This window comes from Methylobacterium sp. WL7 (genome assembly GCF_008040085.1).
GTDB classification, from domain to species: domain Bacteria; phylum Pseudomonadota; class Alphaproteobacteria; order Rhizobiales; family Beijerinckiaceae; genus Methylobacterium; species Methylobacterium mesophilicum.
In genome coordinates this window covers 77,167-96,842 of sequence record NZ_VRVG01000003.1, presented here as the reverse complement: position 1 = coordinate 96,842, position 19,676 = coordinate 77,167, and the positions used below count along the sequence as shown (strand labels likewise).

Genomic DNA, 19,676 nt, shown 5'->3' with positions numbered 1-19,676 from the left:
TGCCCTCCATCAATGCCTCCTGTTCCTCTGAATGTCGATGCCTCGACGTGATTGTCATCGAAGCACCCTATTTCGAGCCGCAATCTGTACAGAGTTCGCATCGACCCTGATCGTATCCGGCCGATCTCTCGCAAGTCGGAATGCACTATTTGCCGCCTAAGGCTTTTAGCACGTCGAAGATTGTATGCTTTTCCATGCGCTTCCCTCCCCCGCGAGTCGATGCGGGTCCGTGGACGACACTGGAGACTTTGGCCAACTCCGGGTTGCCGCGACTATCTGGCTGCTGATCCCTCTATCGCGCTTATCTCTTTGCTGTTCGGATTGTGGCCGCTGTCGACGCGCTCGAATTGATACCTGTCCCTCAGGCGGCGATCATTGTTGATCCGGTCCGCCGGCGACCGTAGCGGGTGTGGCAGCTTTCTGAAATGGAAACGCTGTCGGCTGCCAGTGGCGACCGAGCTTGAACCGGTCTGCTTCGGTGCGCTCGTTCTCCCAAAGAAGCTTTGCCAAGGCCATATGATCGCGCTCTTTCAAAGCGTCCCCCACGGCGAGGCCGCTGCGAAAATAGTCTGACATCGGTTCGCCATCGATTGCTGTCTGCTTTTCATGTTGTTCCTTAAAGCTCGGAGTGATGAACTCCCAATGCATTCTTGCACTTGCAAACTCGCCAAGAGCTGCCTGCGTGAAACACATCCAGATATGATCCTTGTGAAAACTGTAGCCTCTTGATTCTCGGGATAGGATGAAGGTCACGATTTTCTCGATCGAGTCTAAGGATCTGAGAAGGGGCAGAACTTCCGTCTCAATTTGCTCGACGAAATCGCCACGGATCATCGGGTCGTCCCAATCCCAGACTCCGTCCTGGCCGGCGGGTTTGAACCGACGGGATCGACCAATCAAGCCGATCGATCGACCATAGCCTCCGAAATCGAATTTATCCCCCCGGATATACAACTCCGTTAGTCGCCATTCGAGCGTGAAGTATCCACGGCTTGGTCGGTTATGGATCCGTATCTGCCTAGCGATATGACCAACACTTTGAAGGCATATAAATTTGCCGCCAGTTAGAACGACATCTTGATTTCGATCTACCAGCGGAGCAGACAAATCTCGGATTTGCTGCGCCGGTGTAAGAATCAATGTGGCCATTTCCTGGGTCTCACCTGTATCATGATAAATCGCACGACTTCGGGAAATTTGCGTTTTGCCGCCTTGATTGTGTGGACGGCTTGTCGAGGGGTCCATCCCCTTCGACCGGTTTTTGGATCGTAGATACATGTAGTATCGATGCGAGCTCTTTCGAATACGTCGGATCTTTTACTACCAGGCATGATAAAATTTTGATTTTTATTCCGTTCGGCTAGAATTAGTTCTGCAACAAAATTTTGGTCTTTCTTTTCATTGATAATCTGCGCGATCTTGACGTGAATCTTTGTACCCAACTGCGCCGCGTTTGCGTATCCGCCTTGCGCTGTCACACGCGCAGTTACCTCGTCCACGATCGCTTGCACTTCCCCATTTCTTGGACAAGCTTCGTCCAATTGAGCTTGGCTGAGCCGGCCAATCCAGATCGGCATACTCATTTGCGGATCGTCCCCGGTTTTATATTCTTGCGCTGTAAGCCCCAGAGCGGTGCCGTACCCGTCCTCCCGGGCAGAGAGATAGGTCAGGAGTTGCAACCCAAGCTCGAAGGTTGCGATGACTGGGGCGGCAATCAGAGGTAGGGCAGGGGCCAGGGCAGGTTGAGCAAACGGTTCAGCGACGAGACCTGTCGGCGCGAAGGTGGTCCGCGACAGAACTTCACCCGTATTGCCATCTCGAATCGTCTGGGTTTCGCCGGATGTCTCGAAGATCCGGCTCTCGCCATCCGGCGCCGTGACGGTGTGTCGTTCATCGAAGGATTTTCGCCCGGCATGTACGCGGATCGAGAGGATGCGCGTCCCATCCTCGAGCGTCGTGCTGTCCGTGAGCGCGGGTGGATCCTGTCGGGACGGTCCGCCGGGTCGATCCCCGTGGAGCGAGGCCCACTGGCCACCGCCGGGGGCCGGCACCCACTCGCCGACGTTCGGCTGTCCCGCTGGCGCGCGCGGCTGGGTCTCCCAATTTTTGGCCTGGAGCTGCCGCTGCAGGCGCATCAGCTTCGTCTCAAGGGTGAGGCCAGCCAGAACGTGGCGCAGAATGATTGCTTCGCTGTGCGCTTGAGAATCGTCACGCATGGTGGCCCCACCCCGCCATGCCGCCCTGTTGCGGCCGAAAGAACAAAGAAAGAACATAGGAGAGATGTCAAGATCTAGGAATGTCGGCCCGACCGGCGCGCTCCGGGATCTTCCGCGTTGACGCGCCGCATCGCGCTAACTATAGAGGCCGCTTCGCCGGAACGACGCGCTTTTGCGTGCGCCGTTACGCGGCCATCGCCTGACAACCTGATGCGACGACCGATTCCCGGCTGAGCCGGCCCGTCGGCATCGCCCGACGAAGAGAACGAGGACTCCATGGCCAACACCGCTTCGGCCAAGAAAATGACCCGCAAGATCGAGAAGCGGACGGCGGTCAACCGCTCGCGCCGCTCGCGCATGCGCACCTTCGTCCGCAAGGTCGAAGAGGCGATCGCCGCCGGCAACCAGCAGGACGCGCTGACCGCGCTGCGGGCCGCCGAACCCGAGATGATGCGCGCCGCCCAGCACGGCATCGTTCACAAGAACAACGCCTCGCGGAAGGTCTCGCGCCTGGCCGCCCGGGTGAAGGCGCTGGCCGCCTAATCCCGCCACCGCACCACGTAAGACGACACCAAGCCCGGCCTTCGCGCCGGGCTTTTTCGTGTCCGCGTTCCGGAGCGCCGCCGGCCTTCCTGGCCCGGCCCGGGTGGCGAAGCGTTAACCCTAGACCAGAATTTCGCACGTTGCGGAGTCTTGGGGTGGCGTGTATCTTAACAGAAACTGACTGTGTTCAAGAAAAGACCGTCGATTTCGGGACGTGAGCGAATCATTCCGATTCGCCAAGACTCTATCGAGCCACCCGGTTGGATCGCAGAACACTTGCAGTTGGGAATCTGGGCCATCCCCACAAGTCCCACTGTTAAAGGAACTGTAGGTAATTGTTGATAGGCTCTTCCAATCGGCAAAAGTTCCTTGGTGGGGAGTTGACTCCGCCAGCGGAGTCTGTCCCGCCCGATTATGCGGGACGCTGAGGGCGTAAATCGTGCGTACGCGCGGCCAGCGGGTTTCCGCCGGCGGCGTCGGGAGAGCCAGTGATGCGTGTCGACGGAACGGTGGCGAGCGACGACGAGGGCGGCCGCAGCGCCGGCAACACGGATTTTGCACCCGCCTGGGCGCGGGTGAAGCGTCGGCTGCGCGCCGAGCTGGGCGAGGATGTGTTCGCCAGCTGGTTCGCCCGCCTGGAACTGGAGGGCGTGACCGCCGGGACGGCGCGGCTGACGGTGCCGACGCGCTTCCTCAAGAGCTGGATCGAGTCGCACTACCTCGACCGGGTGCTCGGCACCTTCAAGGCCGAGGCCGAGGAGATCGGCCGGATCGAAGTCGGCGTGCGCGGCACGGCCGCCCCGGTCCGTCCGGCCGCCGTCGGCGCGCCCAAGGCCGGAGCCGCCAGCGGCCCGCTGGCCCGGCTCCACGCCACCGGGACGCCGGCGCCGGTTGCGGCCGTCTCCACGCCGTCGGAGCATCGCTCCGCCGAAGCGGGGGGTGACCTCAGCGGCACGCCGCTGGACGCGCGGCTGACCTTCGCGAGCTTCGTCATCGGCCGCTCGAACGCGCTGGCCCACGCCGCCGCCGAGCGGGTCGCCCGGCACCAGGGCGAGGGCGCGCTGTACAACCCGCTCTACCTCCATGCCGGCGTCGGCCTCGGCAAGACGCACCTGCTGCACGGCATCGGCCACGCCGCCCGCGAGGCCGGCCGCCGGGTGATCTACCTGACCGCCGACCGCTTCATGTACGGCTTCGTCAACGCCCTGAAGACCCAGTCGGCGCTGGCCTACAAGGAGCGCCTGCGCGGCATCGACCTGCTGATCCTGGACGACGTCCAGTTCATCCAGGGCAAGTCGATCCAGGCCGAGTTCGGCCACACCATCAACGCGCTGATCGATGCCGGCCGGCAGGTCGTCGTCGCCTCCGACCGGCCCCCGACCGAGCTGGAGGCGCTGGACGAGCGCGTGCGCTCGCGCCTGGGCGGCGGCCTGGTGGTCGAGATCACGGCCCTCGACGAGGCCCTGCGCGTCTCGATCCTGTCGGCGCGGCTCGCCGCGGTTCGGGTGGCGCATCCGGGCTTCGACGTGTCGCCGCAGGTCGCGACCTACGTGGCCCGGGCGATCACGGCCAACGGCCGCGACCTCGAAGGCGCGGTCAACCGTCTGCTGGCCCATGCCACGCTCACCGGCACCGCCGTCACCATGGAGACCGCCGAGAGCGCGATCCGCGACCTCGTGAAGAACCGCGAGCCGAAGCGGATCAAGATCGAGGACATCCAGAAGCTGGTCGCCTCGCGCTACAACGTCTCTCGCTCGGACATCCTGTCGGAGCGGCGCACCGCCGCCGTGGTCAAGCCGCGGCAGATCGCGATGTATCTGTCGAAGGTGCTGACCCTGCGCTCGCTGCCCGAGATCGGCCGGCGGTTCGGCGGACGCGACCACACCACCGTGCTGCACGCGGTGCGCAAGATCGAGAAGCTGATCGGCGAGGATACGATCCTCGGCGACGAGGTCGAGCTGCTGAAGCGGATGCTTCAGGACTAGGATTCCGAGCGGGATACCGCTGCGGCGCCCCCCGTCGCATCAGAGCCGGACCCGAGAACCGCGCCCGATCGAACCCCGATCGGGCGCGGTTCCGTTTTGCGCGCGATTCAAGCTTGGCCGTTTCGCCGCGGTCCGGGATGGTGCGACGCATATCTGCCGTGGCAGACTGGCGCCCAGCGAGTCGGCCCGCTAAGGCCGCGTCGCCAACAGGCAAGAACACGCTGGGGAACGCCGATGCCCGAAGCCTTCATCTACGATCACGTCCGCACGCCGCGCGGCCGTGGCAAGGCGGACGGAGCCCTGCACGAGGTGACGGCCCTGCGCCTCGCCGAGACGGCCCTGCGGGCCCTGAAGGACCGCAACGGCCTCGACACCGCCCTGGTGGATGACGTGATCCTGGGATGCGTCGACCCGGTCGGCGAGGCGGGGGGCGACATCGCCCGCGCCGCGGCGCTGGTGAGCGATTACGGCGACCACGTCCCGGGCATCCAGATCAACCGCTTCTGCGCGTCGGGCCTCGACGCGGTTAACTTCGCCGCCGCGCAGGTGATGAGCGGCCAGCACGAGATGGCGGTGGGCGGCGGCGTCGAATCGATGAGCCGCATCGGCATCGGCGCGTCCGGGGGCGCCTGGCCGGTCGATCCGGCGATCGCCATCAAGTCGTATTTCATGCCGCAGGGCGTCTCGGCGGACCTGATCGCCACCAAGTACGGGTTCACGCGGGACGATTGCGACGCCTACGCGGTGCGATCGCAGGCGCGCTCGGCCAAATCCTGGGCGGACGGGCTGTTTAACGGCTCGGTGGTCCCGGTGCGCGACGTGAACGGCATCACGCTCCTCGATCGCGACGAGCATATGCGGCCGGGCACCGACATGCAGTCGCTCGCCGCGCTGAAGGCCTCCTTCGTCCAGATGGGGCAGATGGGCGGGTTCGACGCGGTGGCGACCGACGCGCATCCGGATGTCGAGACGGTCAACCACGTCCACCACGCCGGCAACTCGTCGGGCATCGTCGATGGCGCCGCCGCCGTGCTGATCGGCTCGCAGGCGGCCGGTGCCGCCGCCGGCCTGAGGCCGCGGGCCCGGATCCGGGCGTTTGCCAATATCGGTTCCGATCCGGCCCTGATGCTCACCGGCCCGGTGGACGTCACCCGCAAGGTCCTGGCCCGGTCCGGGCTGAGCCTCTCCGACATCGACCTGTTCGAGGTGAACGAGGCCTTCGCGGCGGTGGTGCTGCGCTTCTGCCAGGCGTTCGATCTCGATCCCGAAATCGTCAACGTCACCGGCGGCGCGATCGCTTTGGGCCACCCGCTCGGGGCGACCGGCGCGATGATCCTCGGGACGGTGCTCGACGAGCTGGAGCGCACCGGCAAGGAGCGCGCGCTGGTGACGCTCTGCATCGGTGCCGGCATGGGCACCGCCACGATCATCGAGCGCGTCTGAGCGACGGTGCGGCGCGGGGGCCGGCCACGGCCGCTCTCCAAAGCCCGGGAACGCTGCTCGCGCATCGTCCCGAAAGGTGGTTTCCGGCTTTCGGAAAAAGACGATGCGAAACCAAGGACCTACAGCATCGTGCCGGTTCCGATATCCGGCACGATGCTGTAGAGGCGCGGGCGACGGTCGGCCCGAATCCGGGCCGGACGATAAAACATTGGGAGTCGAGCCCTTGAACCGCCTGATCGCGACGCTCTGCCTGGGCGTCTCCCTGAGCATGCCGCTGGCCGCACGTGCCGACGATGCGTCCGACCGCATCACCGAAGCCACGTCGCTGGTGAACAAGACCTTGATCAAGAACCTTCAGACCGGCTTCAACGTCGCGCTGGAGAAGACCGTGGCGGCGATGCCGGAATCCCGCGCCGAGGCCGTGCGCAAGGAACTCACGGACGAGTTCGAGAAGCAGCGCGGCATCATGATCGAGGGGCTGTCGAAGGAATACGCCCAGAAGTTCACGCTCACGGAGCTGAAGCATCTGGACGAGATCTACGCCGATCCGACCTACCTCAAGTTCCAGACCATGAACGCCGATCCCAACTCTGCGGTCACGGCGATCTCGCAGAACTCGGTGACGAAGCTCCTCAACATGCTGGCTGTGGCCGCCGCCACCGACAACGCCCCGAAGACCGGTGCGCCGCCGGTTCCGCCTCCGGCGGCTCCCCCCGCCCCGGCACCGAAGTAGCCGATGCCGTCCCCCGCGCGCGATCGGCTGGCCTCAGGCCGCGCGCGCGGCCGCCCGGTGGGCGAAGCCGTCCACCTGGGGCAGCGCCTCGAGCTTGGGCTTGGCGAAGTGATAGCCCTGCACCAGCGTGATCCCGAGACCGCGCAGGGCGTCGAGTTCCCCCGCGGTCTCGACGCCCTCGGCCAGAACCGTGACGCCGAGCGCGCGGGCGATGGCGATGATACCGGACACGATCGCGTGGCGGCCGGAATCGGTGTCGATGCCGCGCACGAGTTCCATGTCGATCTTGATCAGGTCGGGGCGGAAATTCGCCAGCAGGTTCAGCCCCGCGAAGCCGGCGCCGAAATCGTCGAGCGCCGTCAGGAAGCCCTGCTTGCGGTAGGCGGCCACGATGCGCTTCACGTGCTCGATGTCGTGGAACCGCTCCTGTTCGGTGAACTCGAACATGATCCGCCGATACGAGAAGTCGACGCGCCGCGCGGCATCCAGGGAGGCGCGGATGCAGGCGTTGGGCTCGTAGACCGCGTTCGGCATGAAGTTGATCGACAGCCGGGTGTCGCTGTCCCGCGGGAACAGGCGCCCGGCCAGTTCGATCGCCTTCACGCGCGCGGCCTGGTCGAACTGGTAGCGCGTCGCGTCCGTCACCCGGTCGAGGATCGTGCCGGCCGGTTCGCCATTGGGCCCGCGCACCAAGGCCTCGTAGGCCCAGACGTGTCCGGATCCGAGGTCGAGGATCGGCTGGAAGGCCATCGTGAAGTCGAAATCGAGGGCGGCCCCGTCGCGGCATGCGCGGCAGCCAATTTCCTTCGTCATGTGCCGAATCCGTCGGTACCCCCCGACCGGCGGATCATGCGCTCCAGCACTCAATGCAACCTTAACGTACAACCACCGGCTTTTAGACGGCGTGACTTTGGGAGGACGGCACCATGACGCTGACCGATTTCCGTTTTGAGACCGATTTAGACGGCGTTGCGGTGGCGACCTGGGATATGCCGGGCCGGTCGATGAACGTGATCACCGAAGCGGTGATGGATCAGCTGGAGCAGATCATCGAGCAGGTCGCCTCGGACGCGGCGATCAAGGGCTGCGTGATCGCGACCGGCAAGGACAATTTTTCCGGTGGCGCCGACCTCACCATGCTGCAGGGACTCGGCCGGGCCTATGAGCAGCTGAAAGCCGAGCAGGGCGAGGAGGTGGCGATGCGCCACTTCTTCGAGGCGTCGCGGCGCCTGTCGCTGCTGTTCCGGCGGCTTGAGACCTGCGGCAAGCCGTTCGCGGCCGCGATCCAGGGCCTGTGCCTGGGCGGCGCCTTCGAACTCGCCCTGTCTTGCCATCACCGGATTGCCTCGGACGATGCCAAGACGCGGCTCGGGCTGCCGGAGATCAAGGTCGGGCTGTTCCCGGGCGGCGGCGGCACCCAGCGGGTCGCCCGGCTGATGCAGACCGGCGACGCGCTCCAGATGCTGTTCAAGGGCGAGCAGATCCGCGCGCCGATGGCCAAGGGCATGGGCCTGATCCACGCGGTGGCGCCGCAGGCCGAGATCGTCGAGCGCGCCAAGGCCTGGATCCGCAACGGCGGCTCGGCGGTGGCGCCCTGGGACGTGCCGAAGTTCAAGGCGCCCTCCGGCAAAGTCTACTCACCCGCCGGCATGATGATCTGGCCGCCGGCCAACGCGATCTACCGCCGGGAGACGCACGACAACTACCCGGCCGCCAAGGCGATCCTGGCCTCGGTCTACGAGGGCCTGCAGCTGCCGATGGACCTCGCCCTGCGGGTCGAGAGCCGGTACTTCGCGCATATCCTGCGCTCGAAGGAGGCGGCAGCGATGATCCGCACGCTGTTCATCTCCATGGGCGAGCTGAACAAGAGCGCCCGCCGGCCGAAGAACGTTCCCGCCACCAGCCTGCGGCGGGTCGGCGTGATCGGCGCCGGCTTCATGGGCGCGGGCGTGGCCTACGTCACGGCCCAGGCCGGGATCGAGGTCGTCCTGGTCGATCAGTCGATCGAGGCCGCCGAGAAGGGCAAGGCCTACGCCCACACGCTGATCACCGGGCAGATCAACAAGGGCCGCGCCAAGACCGCGGACCGCGACGCGCTGCTCGGCCGGATCACCACAACGGCGGATTACGCCACGCTCAGCGGCTGCGACCTCGTGATCGAGGCGGTGTTCGAGGACCCCAAGGTGAAGGCCGAGGTGATCCAGAAGGTCGAGGCGGTGATCGGCGCCGACACGATCTTCGCCTCCAACACCTCGACGCTGCCGATCACCGGCCTGGCGAAGAACTCGCAGCGGCCGGACCGGTTCGTGGGCATCCATTTCTTCTCGCCCGTCGAGAAGATGATGCTGGTCGAGATCATCAAGGGCGAGGCCACCGGCGACGCGGCGCTCGCGATCGCCCTCGATTACGTGCGACTGATCAAGAAGACGCCGATCGTCGTGAACGACGCCCGCGGGTTCTTCGCCAACCGCTGCGTCGGCGCCTACATCCTGGAAGGGCACAAGATGCTCGCCGAAGGCGTGCCGCCCGCCATGATCGAGAGCGCAGGGCGCCAGGCCGGCATGCCGGTGGGTCCGCTCTCGCTCAACGACGAGGTCGCCCTCGACCTCGTGCTCAAGATCGCCAAGGCCACCGAGGCGCAGGTCGGCGCGGGGGCGGTCGACCCGGCCCAGAAGACCATCCTCACCGCCATGGTGGAGGGCCAGGGCCGGCTCGGGCGCAAGAACCGCAAGGGGTTCTACGATTATCCCGAAGGCGCCCCCAAGCGCCTCTGGCCGGGCCTAGCGGAGCTGCAGCCCAACCGGATCGCCCCCGAGGCGGTCGACTTCAACGAGCTGAAGCAGCGGCTCTTGGTGGTGCAGGCGCTGGAAGCCGCCCGCACCGTGGGCGAGGGTGTGGTCACGGATCCCCGGGAGGCCGATGTCGGCTCGATCCTGGGCTTCGGCTTCGCCCCGTTCACCGGCGGCACCCTGTCCTACATCGACTTCATGGGGGCGGCCTCCTTCGTGGCGCTGGCCCGCGGCCTCGAGGCCAAGCACGGCGCCCGCTTCCGAGTCCCCGACACCCTGGCCGTCATGGCCGAGCAGGGCGGGACGTTCTACGGCGATGCGAAGCGCGCGGCCTGATCTTTTAGCTGGGCGCTCATAGGACCGGGGCCCGAGAGCAAGGACATGGCGTCGAGCGGTCTGCACGGCCCTTTTCCCGGGCGCATGCAGCGCCAGCGGAATGCGACCCGGGATCCAACACAATACGGTGCGCAGCGTCCGCCTGATCAACCTGTGCCGCTGGCGCGGCGCTTCGTGTGCTGGGTCCCGGATCAGGTTCCGCTTCGCTTCACCTGTCCGGGAAAGGGGGGGGGCGCGTGATCGGCTCGGGAGCGCTGATCCCACGACGCGCACCTGGCCAAACACCTCGAAAGCGCTGGCCTGAGAGCCGTTCCCGATCGCCTCGGGAACGGCTCGGGTTACGGCCTCTTCAACTGGTCGCGTATCGGCATTTCGGTATGAGCGCGCGGTCGCGGCGTTCTGGCGCTGCCTCGCGGCAGCCTGATCCTCGTCAGGCGACACGGACTTTCGCGCCGAGCATCCGGGCGAGCAGTTCCACGTGTTCGGCGTTGTCGGAGAGCAGGTCGGTGATGTCCCCGACCTCCAACGCCTTCACGTGGCGGCAGCGCATCCCGTAGCGCCCGGCCGTGCAGGTGCAACGGAGCTGCGGGCCGCCCGCCCGCTCTTCGAGCACGACGTCGTACCGCTTGCCGGTCGAGCCCCGCACGGAGAAGCGCAGTGCCGAGGGGGCGGCCGGGAAGGCGGCCAGCGCGCGGTCGCTGATCGGTCCCGAAGCCCGGCGGGGGAGGGACGGGCCGCCCGTCACCCGGGTGACCGGGACGCCGATCGCCGCCGCGAGGCCGTGGACGTCCGGCGTCTCGGTCTGGCGCATGGCCGCCAGGGCGATCGCCGCGCAGGCATAGGCATCCTCGCCGGCATCGTGGTGCTCGAAGCGGATGCCGAGGCGCCGGGCCACCTTGCCGAGGCCGCAACCCTCCGGCGCCGGGAAGACCCGGCGGGCGATCTGGACCGTGCAGAGATACGACAGGGCCGGCACCGGCAGGCCGGCCCGGGCGAGGCCCGCGCGGAGCACACCAATATCGAAGCTGGCGTTGTGCGCCAGGATCAGCCCGCGGGTGAGGTCGCCGAGATAGGGCGCCATCACGCCGGCGAAATCCGGTTCGTTGGCGACGTTCGCGGGCAGGATGCCGTGGACGCGGATGTTGCCCGGCGAGAACCGCATCTCCGGCGGCCGGATCAGGTGGCTCTCCCGGCGGACCACGCGCCCATCCGCGATCCAGGCGAGGCCCACCGCGCAGGCACTGTCGCGCCGCTCGTTGGCCGTCTCGAAGTCGAGGGCCAGGACCGTCATCGCGGATCGACCATGCAGGGGAACGTTCTCGGGGTGTTCCCGAGCGGTCTAAGCCCAGGCGACTCGCGCTTCAACCCTGCGCCACCATCCCGAGCCAATCGTCCTCCGACACGACCCGGACGCCGTGCTTCTCGGCGTCCTTGAGCTTCGAGCCGGCCCCGGGGCCCGCGACCACGAGGTCGGTCTTGGCCGAAACCGATCCGGAGACCTTAGCGCCGAGCCGCTCGGCCACCGCCTTGGCTTCGTTGCGGGTCATCTTCTCCAGTGTGCCGGTGAATACCACGGTCTGGCCGGCGAAGGCCGAGGCGGCGGCTGGTCGCTCCATCGGCTCGACCGTCACCTGTTCGAGCAAGGCGTTGACCGCGTCGGCATTGTGCGGCTCGGAGAAGAACAGGATCAGCGCGTCGGTCGCCACGGGCCCGATCTCGCCGTCGTCGGCAAACAGCCGGTAGGCGTCCCCGGGCTTCTGCTCGGCGGCCCGGGCGAGGGCGGCCCGCACGGCGTCGGCATCGCCGTAATGCTGCAGCAGGTTTTCCCGCTGGGGCGCGCTGAGGCGCGCGCGCGGCGCGTCGGAGGGTGCGTCGTCGGGGAAGCCGAGGTCGAGCAGGCGGTCCCGGGTCGTGTCGCCGATCCTGTCCACGGACCGCAGCTCGACCCAGTCCGGCCCCGGCTGCACGGCCGCCGCCTCTGTGATCGCTGCGATCAGCGACGGCATGTCGGAAAACCGCTTGGCCAGGGCCTTGGCGGTGGCCTCGCCGATCTGCGGGATGCCGAGGGCGAACAGCAGGCGGTTCATCGGGACCGAGCGGCGGGCCTCGACTCCCGCCAGCAGGTTCTTGATCGCCTTGTCGTCCTCGTCGCCCTTCTTCTTGGTGGCCTTCTTCGGCGGCTCGGTGGTGCCGGCCTCGGCGCGCCGCTCGGCCGACAGCGCCTCGCGCCGCGCCACGACGGCCGCCTTCAGGGTCTCGAAATCCAGGCGGAACAGGTCGGCGGGCTGGCGCACCAGCCCGGCCTCGAACAGCACCTCGATATAGGTCTCGCCGAAGCCCTCGATGTCGAAACCGTTGCGCGAGACGAAGTGCTTCAGCCGCTCCACCCCCTGCGCCGGGCAGATCAGGCCGCCGGTGCAGCGCCGGATCGCGTCGGGGCGGCCGGTGCGCGGGTTGACCGCCCGCACGGCGCGGCTGCCGCAGGCCGGGCAGGTCTCCGGGAAGACGTAGGGCTGCGAATCCGCAGGGCGCTTGGCGAGGTCGACATCCATGACTTTTGGAATGACGTCGCCGGCTCGCACCACCGTGACGGTGTCGCCGACGCGGATGTCCCGGCCGTCGCGGATCGGTTCTCCGTCGCCGCCGACGCCCTTCACGTAGCCCTCGTTGTGGAGCGTCGCGTTGGAGACGACCACGCCGCCCACCGTCACGGGCCGCAGCTTCGCGAGGGGGTTGAGCGAGCCGGTGCGGCCGACATTGATGACGATGTCCTCCACCACCGTCGTCGCTTCCTGGGCGGCGAACTTATGCGCGAGCGCCCAGCGCGGCGAGCGGGAGACGAAGCCGAGCCGCTTCTGCAGCGCCAAGTCGTCCACCTTGTAGACGACGCCGTCGATGTCGTAGCCGAGCCCCGCCCGGTCCGCTTCGATCCGGCGGTAGTGACCGAGCATCGATTCGATGTCTGTGAAGGTCCGTGTGAGCGGGTTCACCGGCAGGCCCCAGTCGGCGAAGCGCTGCAGGGTGCCCGATTGCGTCTCGGCGATCGGCGCCGAGAGCTCACCCCAGGCATAGGCGAAGAACTTCAGCGGCCGGGAGGCGGTGATTCCGGGATCGAGCTGGCGCAGGCTGCCGGCGGCGGCGTTGCGCGGGTTGGCGAAGAGCGGCTTGCCGGCCGCCTCTTGGCGCGCGTTGATCGCGGCGAAATCGGCGTGGGACAGGTAGACCTCCCCACGGATCTCGCAGATCTCCGGCCATCCGGTCCCGGCGAGCGTCGCGGGTATGTCGTGGACGGTACGGGCGTTGGCAGTGACGTTCTCGCCGACCTCGCCGTCGCCGCGGGTCGCCGCCGTCTCCAACTGGCCGTTCACGTAGCGCAGCGACAGCGACAGGCCGTCGATCTTCGGCTCGGCCGTGAAGGCGAGGGGCGCGTCCTCGGACCAGCCCAGGAAGCGCCGGACCCGGGCCACGAACTCCGCGACTCCCTCCGCGTCGAAGGCGTTGCCCAGCGACAGCATCGGTACGGCGTGCCGCACCTTGGCGAACTTCTCGGACGGCTTGGCGCCGACCGTGGTGCTGGCCGCCCCGGTCCCGGCGAGATCGGGAAACCGGGTCTCGATCGCCTCCAGCCTGCGGCGCAGGCGGTCGTATTCCGCGTCCGAGATCTCCGGCGCGTCCTCCTGGTGGTAGAGCCGGTCGGCCTCCTGGATCGCGTCCGAGAGCCGCGCGTGCTCGGTGCGCGCCTCCTCGGTTGTCAGGTCGAGGTCGGGCGTGTCGGGCTTCGCAGCTGGCATGCCGGCGTTCTAGCGCATCGCGGGCCCGGGGGGAGTCGCCCGTCCTGAGACATCCCCGATTTCCCTCAACCGCCCGGTGCGAGCAGATCGCCGCGGCCGACCAGGAGGGCCGCGCCCAGGAACACGACGGCGACCAGGATCGCCACGGCGGATAGCGGCATCACCGGGGCGAGCCATCCGGCCGAAGCCGTCCCAGCGACCGAGCCGAGATTCATCGCCGCCATGTAGACCTCGAACTGCGTCGCCGCGCCGGCGCGCCCGCGGCTGGCCTGGAGCAGGGCGGGCATCAGCGCGACGATCAGGAGGCCCGGCAGGGCGTTGGTCAGGGCCAGGATGAGCGGCGCCGCGGGGCCGAGAAGGCCCGCACCGATCAGCACCGCCGCCAGCACGAAGGTGGCCGCGCTCGCCAGCAGCAGGAGCCTCAGCGGCCGCACCGGCCCGACCCGATCGGACCACAGGCCGATGGCGAACGCGCCCGCGGTGCCGCTCACGAGCGCCAGGCCCGCCTGGAGTTGGGACAGAACCGCGGGTTCCCAGCCGCGGCCCTGGAGCAGGTGGACCGAGAAGGGCAGCTCGAACAGCCCGAGGGCGCCGTCGAGGCCGAAGCACAGGGCCAGCAGTTGCAGAGCCCGCCTCCTGCGCAGGGCCACGCCGAGGCGGCGGAGGAAGCGCAGGAACGGGACCCGTCGGGGAGCCGGCCCGCGCCGGTCGAGCGACAGCAACGCGTCGGCGGGTGCTTCTCGCACGAGCAGCATCGGCAGGCTCGCCATCAGACCGGCGCCGAGCAGCAGGGACAGGCTGACGGTCAACCCGTAGGTGGCGAGCGTCCAGCCCAGGATCGCCGCGCTGAGGCTCGTCCCGACGACGAAGCCCGCGCGGGTGCAGGCGCTGACCCGGCCGAGCTCCGCCGCGGGAACGTGGTCCATGATCATCCGGTCGCACGCGGTATCCAGCAGCGAAGCGAACAGGCTGTGGACCAGGAAGGCGAGGCCGAGCAGGCCCACCTGTTCCGCGTCGAGCAGCAGCATCAGGGCGAGAGCCGCGTGGCATCCGAGAAGCGCGGCGACCGCGAAGGGCCGGCGCCGGCCCATGCGCAGGTCTCCGGACCGGTCGACGAGCGGCCCCCACAGGATCGGCTGGAGCGTCCAGGGCAGCCCCGCCAGGGCAAAATGGACCCCGACCTCGGTTGCCGACACCCCGTGCGCCGTGAGGTGGTTGGCCAGGGCGGTGAGGGAAAAGCCGGCGATCAGGCCCTGATAGAGGTAGGTCGCGAAGAAGACGCCGTAGCGTGCGCGCCGCCCGGCGAGGCTCGGCAACGCCGCTCCTCTCGGCGCGGACCGAACGCTCAAGTCTCCCTGCACTTGCCAGCCCGGTGCCGCACGACGATGCTCCTCCCCCCGCCGCCACCGGATCGAACCCGTGCCGCCTCACCCTGAACTTCGTACGTCGTACGCGCGGACGCCGCGAGGGGTCGCGTGAGCGCGGCCGAGATCTGGGTGGTCGATCTCGCTTTGTCGCCTGGCCAGCTCGAGCGTTGCGCATCTGTCCTCAATGCCCAGGAGCGCGACCGCGCCGCGCGCTTCATGCGGGCGGCCGACCGCGTCCGCTTCCAGGCGAGCCACGCGGCTCTGCGGTTGATTCTCGGAGACGCGCTGGGCCTCGCACCGGGCGAGATCCGCATGGAGGCCGGCGGGGCCGGCAAGCCGCGCCTGACCGGCCCAGTGCAAGGCGCCTTCGACTTCAACCTGTCCCATTCCGGCGAACGCGCGGTCGTCGGCTTGGCGCGCGGCGTGGCCATCGGCGTCGATGTCGAGGCGATCCGGCCGATCCCGGATGCGCTGCGCATCGCGCGCGGGCATTTCGCGGCGGATGAGGCCGCAGCCCTCGCCGTCCACGCCCCCGAGACGGTCGAGGCCGCCTTCTTCGGCCTGTGGACGCGCAAGGAGGCCGTGGTGAAGGCGTTGGGCACCGGCCTGTCGATGCCCCTCGACCGTTTCAGCGTCAGCGTGCCGCCCGCCCGCCCAAGGCTTCTCCGCATGGCGCAGGCCGGCGACTGGACCCTCGCGGAGATCGATTGCGGTCTCGGATATGCCGCCACGGCCGCTTTGCGCGACGCGGCGTTCGAGATCGCGGTTCGGCATCCGGTGGGCGATTGGACGACCCGTCTGCGCTGAGCGCCCAAAACCGCCCTTGCGGTACGGGAAAGGCGCAGCTATAAGCCCGCTGCCGGCAGTTGCGGAGACGCAAGCCGGCCTTCGGAGTGTAGCGCAGTCTGGTAGCGCACCACGTTCGGGACGTGGGGGTCGCAGGTTCAAATCCTGCCACTCCGACCAAGCTCCTTCTTGGGGCTGACGGTCTTCCCGCTTTCTTCTGATAGGATCCGGCGGCTTCGGTCAGGCACCTGCAGGCCGGGTGCTGCCATCCGCCATCGCGGCTCGGTTTCTGCGATCCCGCACGCGGTACGGACCGCTAATCTGCGCGACGGCTCGGTCCGAAGCGGGTATGCGCCCTGCCTATGGCCTCGGAAACATCAGCCGGTCCCATCCCCGTTGCCGCCGCGTCGTCCGCGTGGGCATCCTGGTCGCGAGTATTCCTGATCGGCGCTGCGCTCGTCGGGCTCTGCGTGGTTGGCGGCATCGCGGCCCTGGACCCCTACGGCCTGCGGGCGGCCCCCGGCCATCCGCCGGGTCCGATCATGGATACGAACCAGCGGCTGTCCTATCCACAGATCGCCCGCGGGGGCGCCTTCGACGCCGCGGTGTTCGGCACCTCGACAGCGCGGCTGCTGGACCCGGGCGCTCTCGACGCGGCCTTCGCGGCGCGCTTCGCCAACCTTGCGGTCAACGCCGCGACGCCGGATGAGCAGATGCGGCTAGCCGCGCTGTTCGTGGCCAACCGGCCGGTAAAGGCGATCCTGTTCGGGCTCGACGCGACCTGGTGCGCGGCCGATCCGCCGGCCCGCAGCGCCAACGCCTTTCCGGACTGGCTCTACGAGGCCGGCACACCCTGGGGCGTGCTGCGGCAGGTCAGCCTCCGCTCACTTACGATCGCTGCGCAGACCGGATTGGCGCGCCTCGGCCTCGTGCAGCCGCGGCTGAAGGCCGACGGCTATGCGGTCTTCACGCCGCCCGAGGCGCTCTACGATCCCGAGCGCGCCCGCACCCATATCCGCGCCGGCGCGCGCGATCCTGCGACGCCGGCAGATCCGCCGGATGCGCCGATGCCGGCCCTGGCGCGGCTCGATGCGCTGCTCGGGCAGTTGCCCGACGCCGCGACGAAGGTCGTCGCCTTCATGCCGGTCCACGCGGTCGCGCAGGGGGCGCCCGGTACGCCGGCCGGTCGCCGGGAGGCGGCCTGCAAGGCGCGCGTCGCGGAGATCGGTGCCCGGCACGGCGCCGTGGTGGTGGATTTCCGGCGTCCCTCGTCGATCACCACGCGGGACGACAATTACTGGGATGCGCTGCACTACCGCCTGCCGGTGGCGGCGCGGATCGTAGCGGGCCTGAAGGCCGCCGTCCGCTTCGGGGCCGACGACCCGGACGGCACCTACCGCATTCTGGCGCATCCGTGAGGCGGATCCTCATCCGGCGGCGGCGCGTTCGGCCCGTGCCCAGCCCTCACGGGTGGCGGCGCAGTAATCGGTGAACCGCCCCTCGCGGATCGCAGCCCGAGCGCCCGCCATCAGGTCCTGGTAGTAGGCGAGGTTGTTCCAAGTGAGCAGCATCATCCCCAGGATCTCGTTCGACCGGACGAGATGGTGGAGATAGGCACGGGAATAGTCGCGCGCCGCCGGGCAGGTCGAGGTCTCGTCCAGCGGTGCCGTATCCTCGGCGTGGCGGGCGTTGCGCAGGTTGACCCGGCCGTTGCGGGTATAGGCCAGGCCGTGCCGGCCGGCGCGGGTCGGCATCACGCAATCGAACATGTCGATGCCCCGGGCCACCGCCCCGAGGATGTCGTCCGGCGTGCCCACGCCCATCAGGTAGCGTGGCTTCCCTTCCGGCAGGTGCGGCTCCACGGTCTCGATCATGGCGAACATCACCGCCTGCGGCTCGCCCACCGCGAGGCCGCCGACCGCGTAGCCCTTCAGGTCGAGGTCGGTGAGGGCGCGGGCGCTCTCGACGCGGAGCGCCGGGACGTCGCCGCCCTGCACGATGCCGAACATCGCCTTGCCGGGCTGCTCGCCGAACGCCACCCGGCAGCGCTCGGCCCAGCGCAGCGAGAGGTGCATGGCCTTCTCGATCGCCGCGTGCTCCGCCGGCAGGCGCACGCACTCGTCGAGCTGCATCTGGATGTCGGAGCCGAGCAGGCCCTGGATCTCGATGGAGCGTTCCGGGCTCATGTGGTGCGCGGTGCCGTCGATATGCGAGCGGAAGGTCACCCCCTGCTCGTCGATCTTCCGCAGGGCCGAGAGCGACATCACCTGGAAGCCGCCGGAATCGGTCAGGATCGGCCGGTCCCAGTTCATGAATTTGTGCAGGCCGCCGAGCCGCGCCATCCGCTCCGGGCCGGGACGGAGCATCAGGTGATAGGTGTTACCCAGGACCACGTCGGCACCCAGTTCCCGCACCTGCCCCGGATACATCGCCTTCACGGTCGCGGCGGTGCCCACCGGCATGAAGGCCGGGGTGCGAATGTTTCCGCGCGGCGTCGCGATTTCGCCGGTCCGGGCGGTGCCGTCCTGCCCGTGCAGGGTGAAGCCGAAGGGCGCCGGCTCGGTCATGGCAGGAACGGTCATGAGATGTCCGCGCGCGGGCCCGGGAACAGCAGGCTGGCGTCGCCGTAGGAGTAGAAGCGGTAGCCGCTCCGGATCGCGTGCGCGTAGGCCGCCCGCATCGTGTCGAGGCCGGAAAACGCCGAGACCAGCATGAACAGGGTCGAGCGCGGCAGGTGGAAGTTCGTCACCAGGGCGTCGACCGCTCGGAAGCGGTAGCCCGGCGTGATGAAGATGTCGGTCGGCCCCGAGAAGGCCGAGAGCGTGCCGTCGGGGCTCGCGGCGCTCTCGAGGAGGCGCAGCGCCGTCGTGCCCACCGCGACGATCCGGCAGCCCGCGGCCCGGACGGCGTTGAGGGCGCCGGCCGTGTCGGCGTCGAGGATGCCGATCTCGGCATGCATCCGGTGGCCGTCGGTGTCGTCCGCCTTGACCGGCAGGAACGTCCCGGCGCCGACATGCAGGGTGACGTGGTGCCGCCGCAGGCCGGCCGCATCGAGGTCCGCCAGCAGCGCGTCGGAGAAGTGCAGCCCGGCCGTGGGCGCCGCCACGGCACCGGGATGGCGCGCGTAGACGGTCTGGTAGTCGGTGGCGTCGCGGGCGTCGGTGGGACGCTTGCCGGCGATGTATGGCGGCAGGGGTAGCGCCCCTTCCTGGGCGATCGCCGCGTCGAGTTCGGCGCCGCCGCGGTCGAAATCCAGCACGATCTCGCCGCCCTCTGCCTTCCCGGCGACGATGGCCTGGAGCGCGCCGAACTGGATCGCGTCCCCGGGGGTCAATCGCTTGGCCGGGCGGGCGAAGGCGCGCCAGCGCGCGGGCGCCTCCCGAAGATGCAGCATCACCTCCGTGCGCTGGCCGGGCGCCCCCGGGCGCGTGCGCACGCCGTTGAGCCGCGCCGGGATGACCCGCGTGTCGTTGAAGACCAGGGCATCGCCGGAGCGCAGCGCCGCCGGCAGGTCGCGCACCGTGCGGTCCGCCAAATCCTCGCCGGGGTGCACGACCAAGAGCCGCCCGCCGTCGCGCGGCTCGGCCGGGCGCAGGGCGATGCTGCTCTCCGGCAGGTCGAAATCGAACAGGTCCACGCGCATCGCCGGCTGCCTGCACCGAACCGGGCGCCGTTTCAACCTCGGAA

General features: G+C 68.5%; 15 protein-coding genes and 1 tRNA gene. 8 read left to right on the top strand and 8 right to left on the bottom strand.

Annotation, left to right across the window (positions count from 1 at the left end):
- Positions 1–372: 372 nt before the first annotated feature.
- A complete protein-coding gene (locus tag FV233_RS01660) occupies positions 373–1,149 on the bottom strand; it encodes a hypothetical protein (protein ID WP_147896436.1) in 777 nt (258 codons plus the stop codon).
- Complete coding sequence (locus FV233_RS01655; protein WP_147896435.1) at positions 1,137–2,216, bottom strand: hypothetical protein; 1,080 nt, start codon at positions 2,214–2,216, stop codon at positions 1,137–1,139. Before FV233_RS01655 ends, FV233_RS01660 begins: the two co-directional genes overlap by 13 nt.
- Positions 2,217–2,492: 276 nt before the next feature.
- Between FV233_RS01655 and rpsT the strand changes: the two genes are divergently transcribed.
- The 4 genes from rpsT to FV233_RS01635 all read left to right on the top strand — a co-directional run bounded on the left by rpsT (position 2,493) and on the right by FV233_RS01635 (position 6,920).
- Positions 2,493–2,759: a 30S ribosomal protein S20 gene (gene rpsT, locus FV233_RS01650; RefSeq protein ID WP_147856441.1), complete on the top strand. Its 267-nt coding sequence runs from the start codon at positions 2,493–2,495 to the stop codon at positions 2,757–2,759.
- A 491-nt stretch (positions 2,760–3,250) separates the two neighbouring features.
- Positions 3,251–4,744 carry a chromosomal replication initiator protein DnaA gene (gene dnaA, locus FV233_RS01645; RefSeq protein ID WP_147896434.1) on the top strand — a complete coding sequence of 498 codons (1,494 nt, stop codon included), beginning with the start codon at positions 3,251–3,253 and terminating at the stop codon, positions 4,742–4,744.
- A 234-nt stretch (positions 4,745–4,978) separates the two neighbouring features.
- Entirely contained in the window at positions 4,979–6,187 is a 1,209-nt protein-coding gene (locus FV233_RS01640) for an acetyl-CoA C-acetyltransferase (protein WP_147856883.1), read from the top strand.
- Between the two features lie 223 nt (positions 6,188–6,410).
- Complete coding sequence (locus tag FV233_RS01635; protein WP_147856882.1) at positions 6,411–6,920, top strand: hypothetical protein; 510 nt, start codon at positions 6,411–6,413, stop codon at positions 6,918–6,920.
- 33 nt (positions 6,921–6,953) lie between these two features.
- Here the strand turns inward: FV233_RS01635 and FV233_RS01630 are convergent, their stop codons facing one another.
- Positions 6,954–7,733, bottom strand: coding sequence for an EAL domain-containing protein (locus tag FV233_RS01630; RefSeq protein ID WP_147856672.1), 780 nt, complete (start codon positions 7,731–7,733; stop codon positions 6,954–6,956).
- A gap of 113 nt (positions 7,734–7,846) precedes the next feature.
- Between FV233_RS01630 and FV233_RS01625 the strand changes: the two genes are divergently transcribed.
- Positions 7,847–10,045 carry a 3-hydroxyacyl-CoA dehydrogenase NAD-binding domain-containing protein gene (locus tag FV233_RS01625; protein WP_147896433.1) on the top strand — a complete coding sequence of 733 codons (2,199 nt, stop codon included), beginning with the start codon at positions 7,847–7,849 and terminating at the stop codon, positions 10,043–10,045.
- Between the two features lie 430 nt (positions 10,046–10,475).
- On the opposite strand, the gene FV233_RS01620 is transcribed toward FV233_RS01625, so the two are convergent.
- From FV233_RS01620 to FV233_RS01610, 3 genes are all read right to left on the bottom strand, one after another.
- On the bottom strand, positions 10,476–11,336 hold the full coding sequence (locus FV233_RS01620; RefSeq protein WP_147896432.1) for a 3'-5' exonuclease: 861 nt from the start codon (positions 11,334–11,336) through the stop codon (positions 10,476–10,478).
- A 70-nt stretch (positions 11,337–11,406) separates the two neighbouring features.
- Positions 11,407–13,836, bottom strand: a complete 2,430-nt coding sequence (ligA, locus tag FV233_RS01615; RefSeq protein ID WP_147896431.1) for an NAD-dependent DNA ligase LigA — start codon at positions 13,834–13,836, stop codon at positions 11,407–11,409.
- A 65-nt stretch (positions 13,837–13,901) separates the two neighbouring features.
- Positions 13,902–15,152, bottom strand: coding sequence for an MFS transporter (locus FV233_RS01610; RefSeq protein WP_246689884.1), 1,251 nt, complete (start codon positions 15,150–15,152; stop codon positions 13,902–13,904).
- A 159-nt stretch (positions 15,153–15,311) separates the two neighbouring features.
- On the opposite strand from FV233_RS01610, the gene FV233_RS01605 reads away from it, so the two are divergent.
- The 3 genes from FV233_RS01605 (at position 15,312) to FV233_RS01595 (ending at position 17,407) form a co-directional block, all read left to right on the top strand.
- Positions 15,312–16,010 (top strand): 4'-phosphopantetheinyl transferase superfamily protein, encoded by a 699-nt coding sequence (locus FV233_RS01605; RefSeq protein WP_147853678.1) that lies wholly within the window; start codon positions 15,312–15,314, stop codon positions 16,008–16,010.
- Between the two features lie 82 nt (positions 16,011–16,092).
- Positions 16,093–16,169, top strand: a tRNA-Pro gene (locus FV233_RS01600).
- Between the two features lie 182 nt (positions 16,170–16,351).
- Complete coding sequence (locus FV233_RS01595; protein ID WP_238259481.1) at positions 16,352–17,407, top strand: hypothetical protein; 1,056 nt, start codon at positions 16,352–16,354, stop codon at positions 17,405–17,407.
- Positions 17,408–17,416: 9 nt separating this feature from the next.
- On the opposite strand, the gene tgt is transcribed toward FV233_RS01595, so the two are convergent.
- Both tgt and queA read right to left on the bottom strand, forming a co-directional pair.
- Positions 17,417–18,571 (bottom strand): tRNA guanosine(34) transglycosylase Tgt, encoded by a 1,155-nt coding sequence (tgt, locus tag FV233_RS01590; RefSeq protein WP_147853679.1) that lies wholly within the window; start codon positions 18,569–18,571, stop codon positions 17,417–17,419.
- The gene (gene queA / locus FV233_RS01585; RefSeq protein ID WP_147853680.1) at positions 18,568–19,632 is read right to left on the bottom strand and encodes a tRNA preQ1(34) S-adenosylmethionine ribosyltransferase-isomerase QueA; all 1,065 of its coding nucleotides are present in this window, start codon (positions 19,630–19,632) and stop codon (positions 18,568–18,570) included. The genes tgt and queA overlap by 4 nt, the downstream gene beginning before the upstream one ends.
- Between the last annotated feature and the right edge of the window lie 44 nt (positions 19,633–19,676).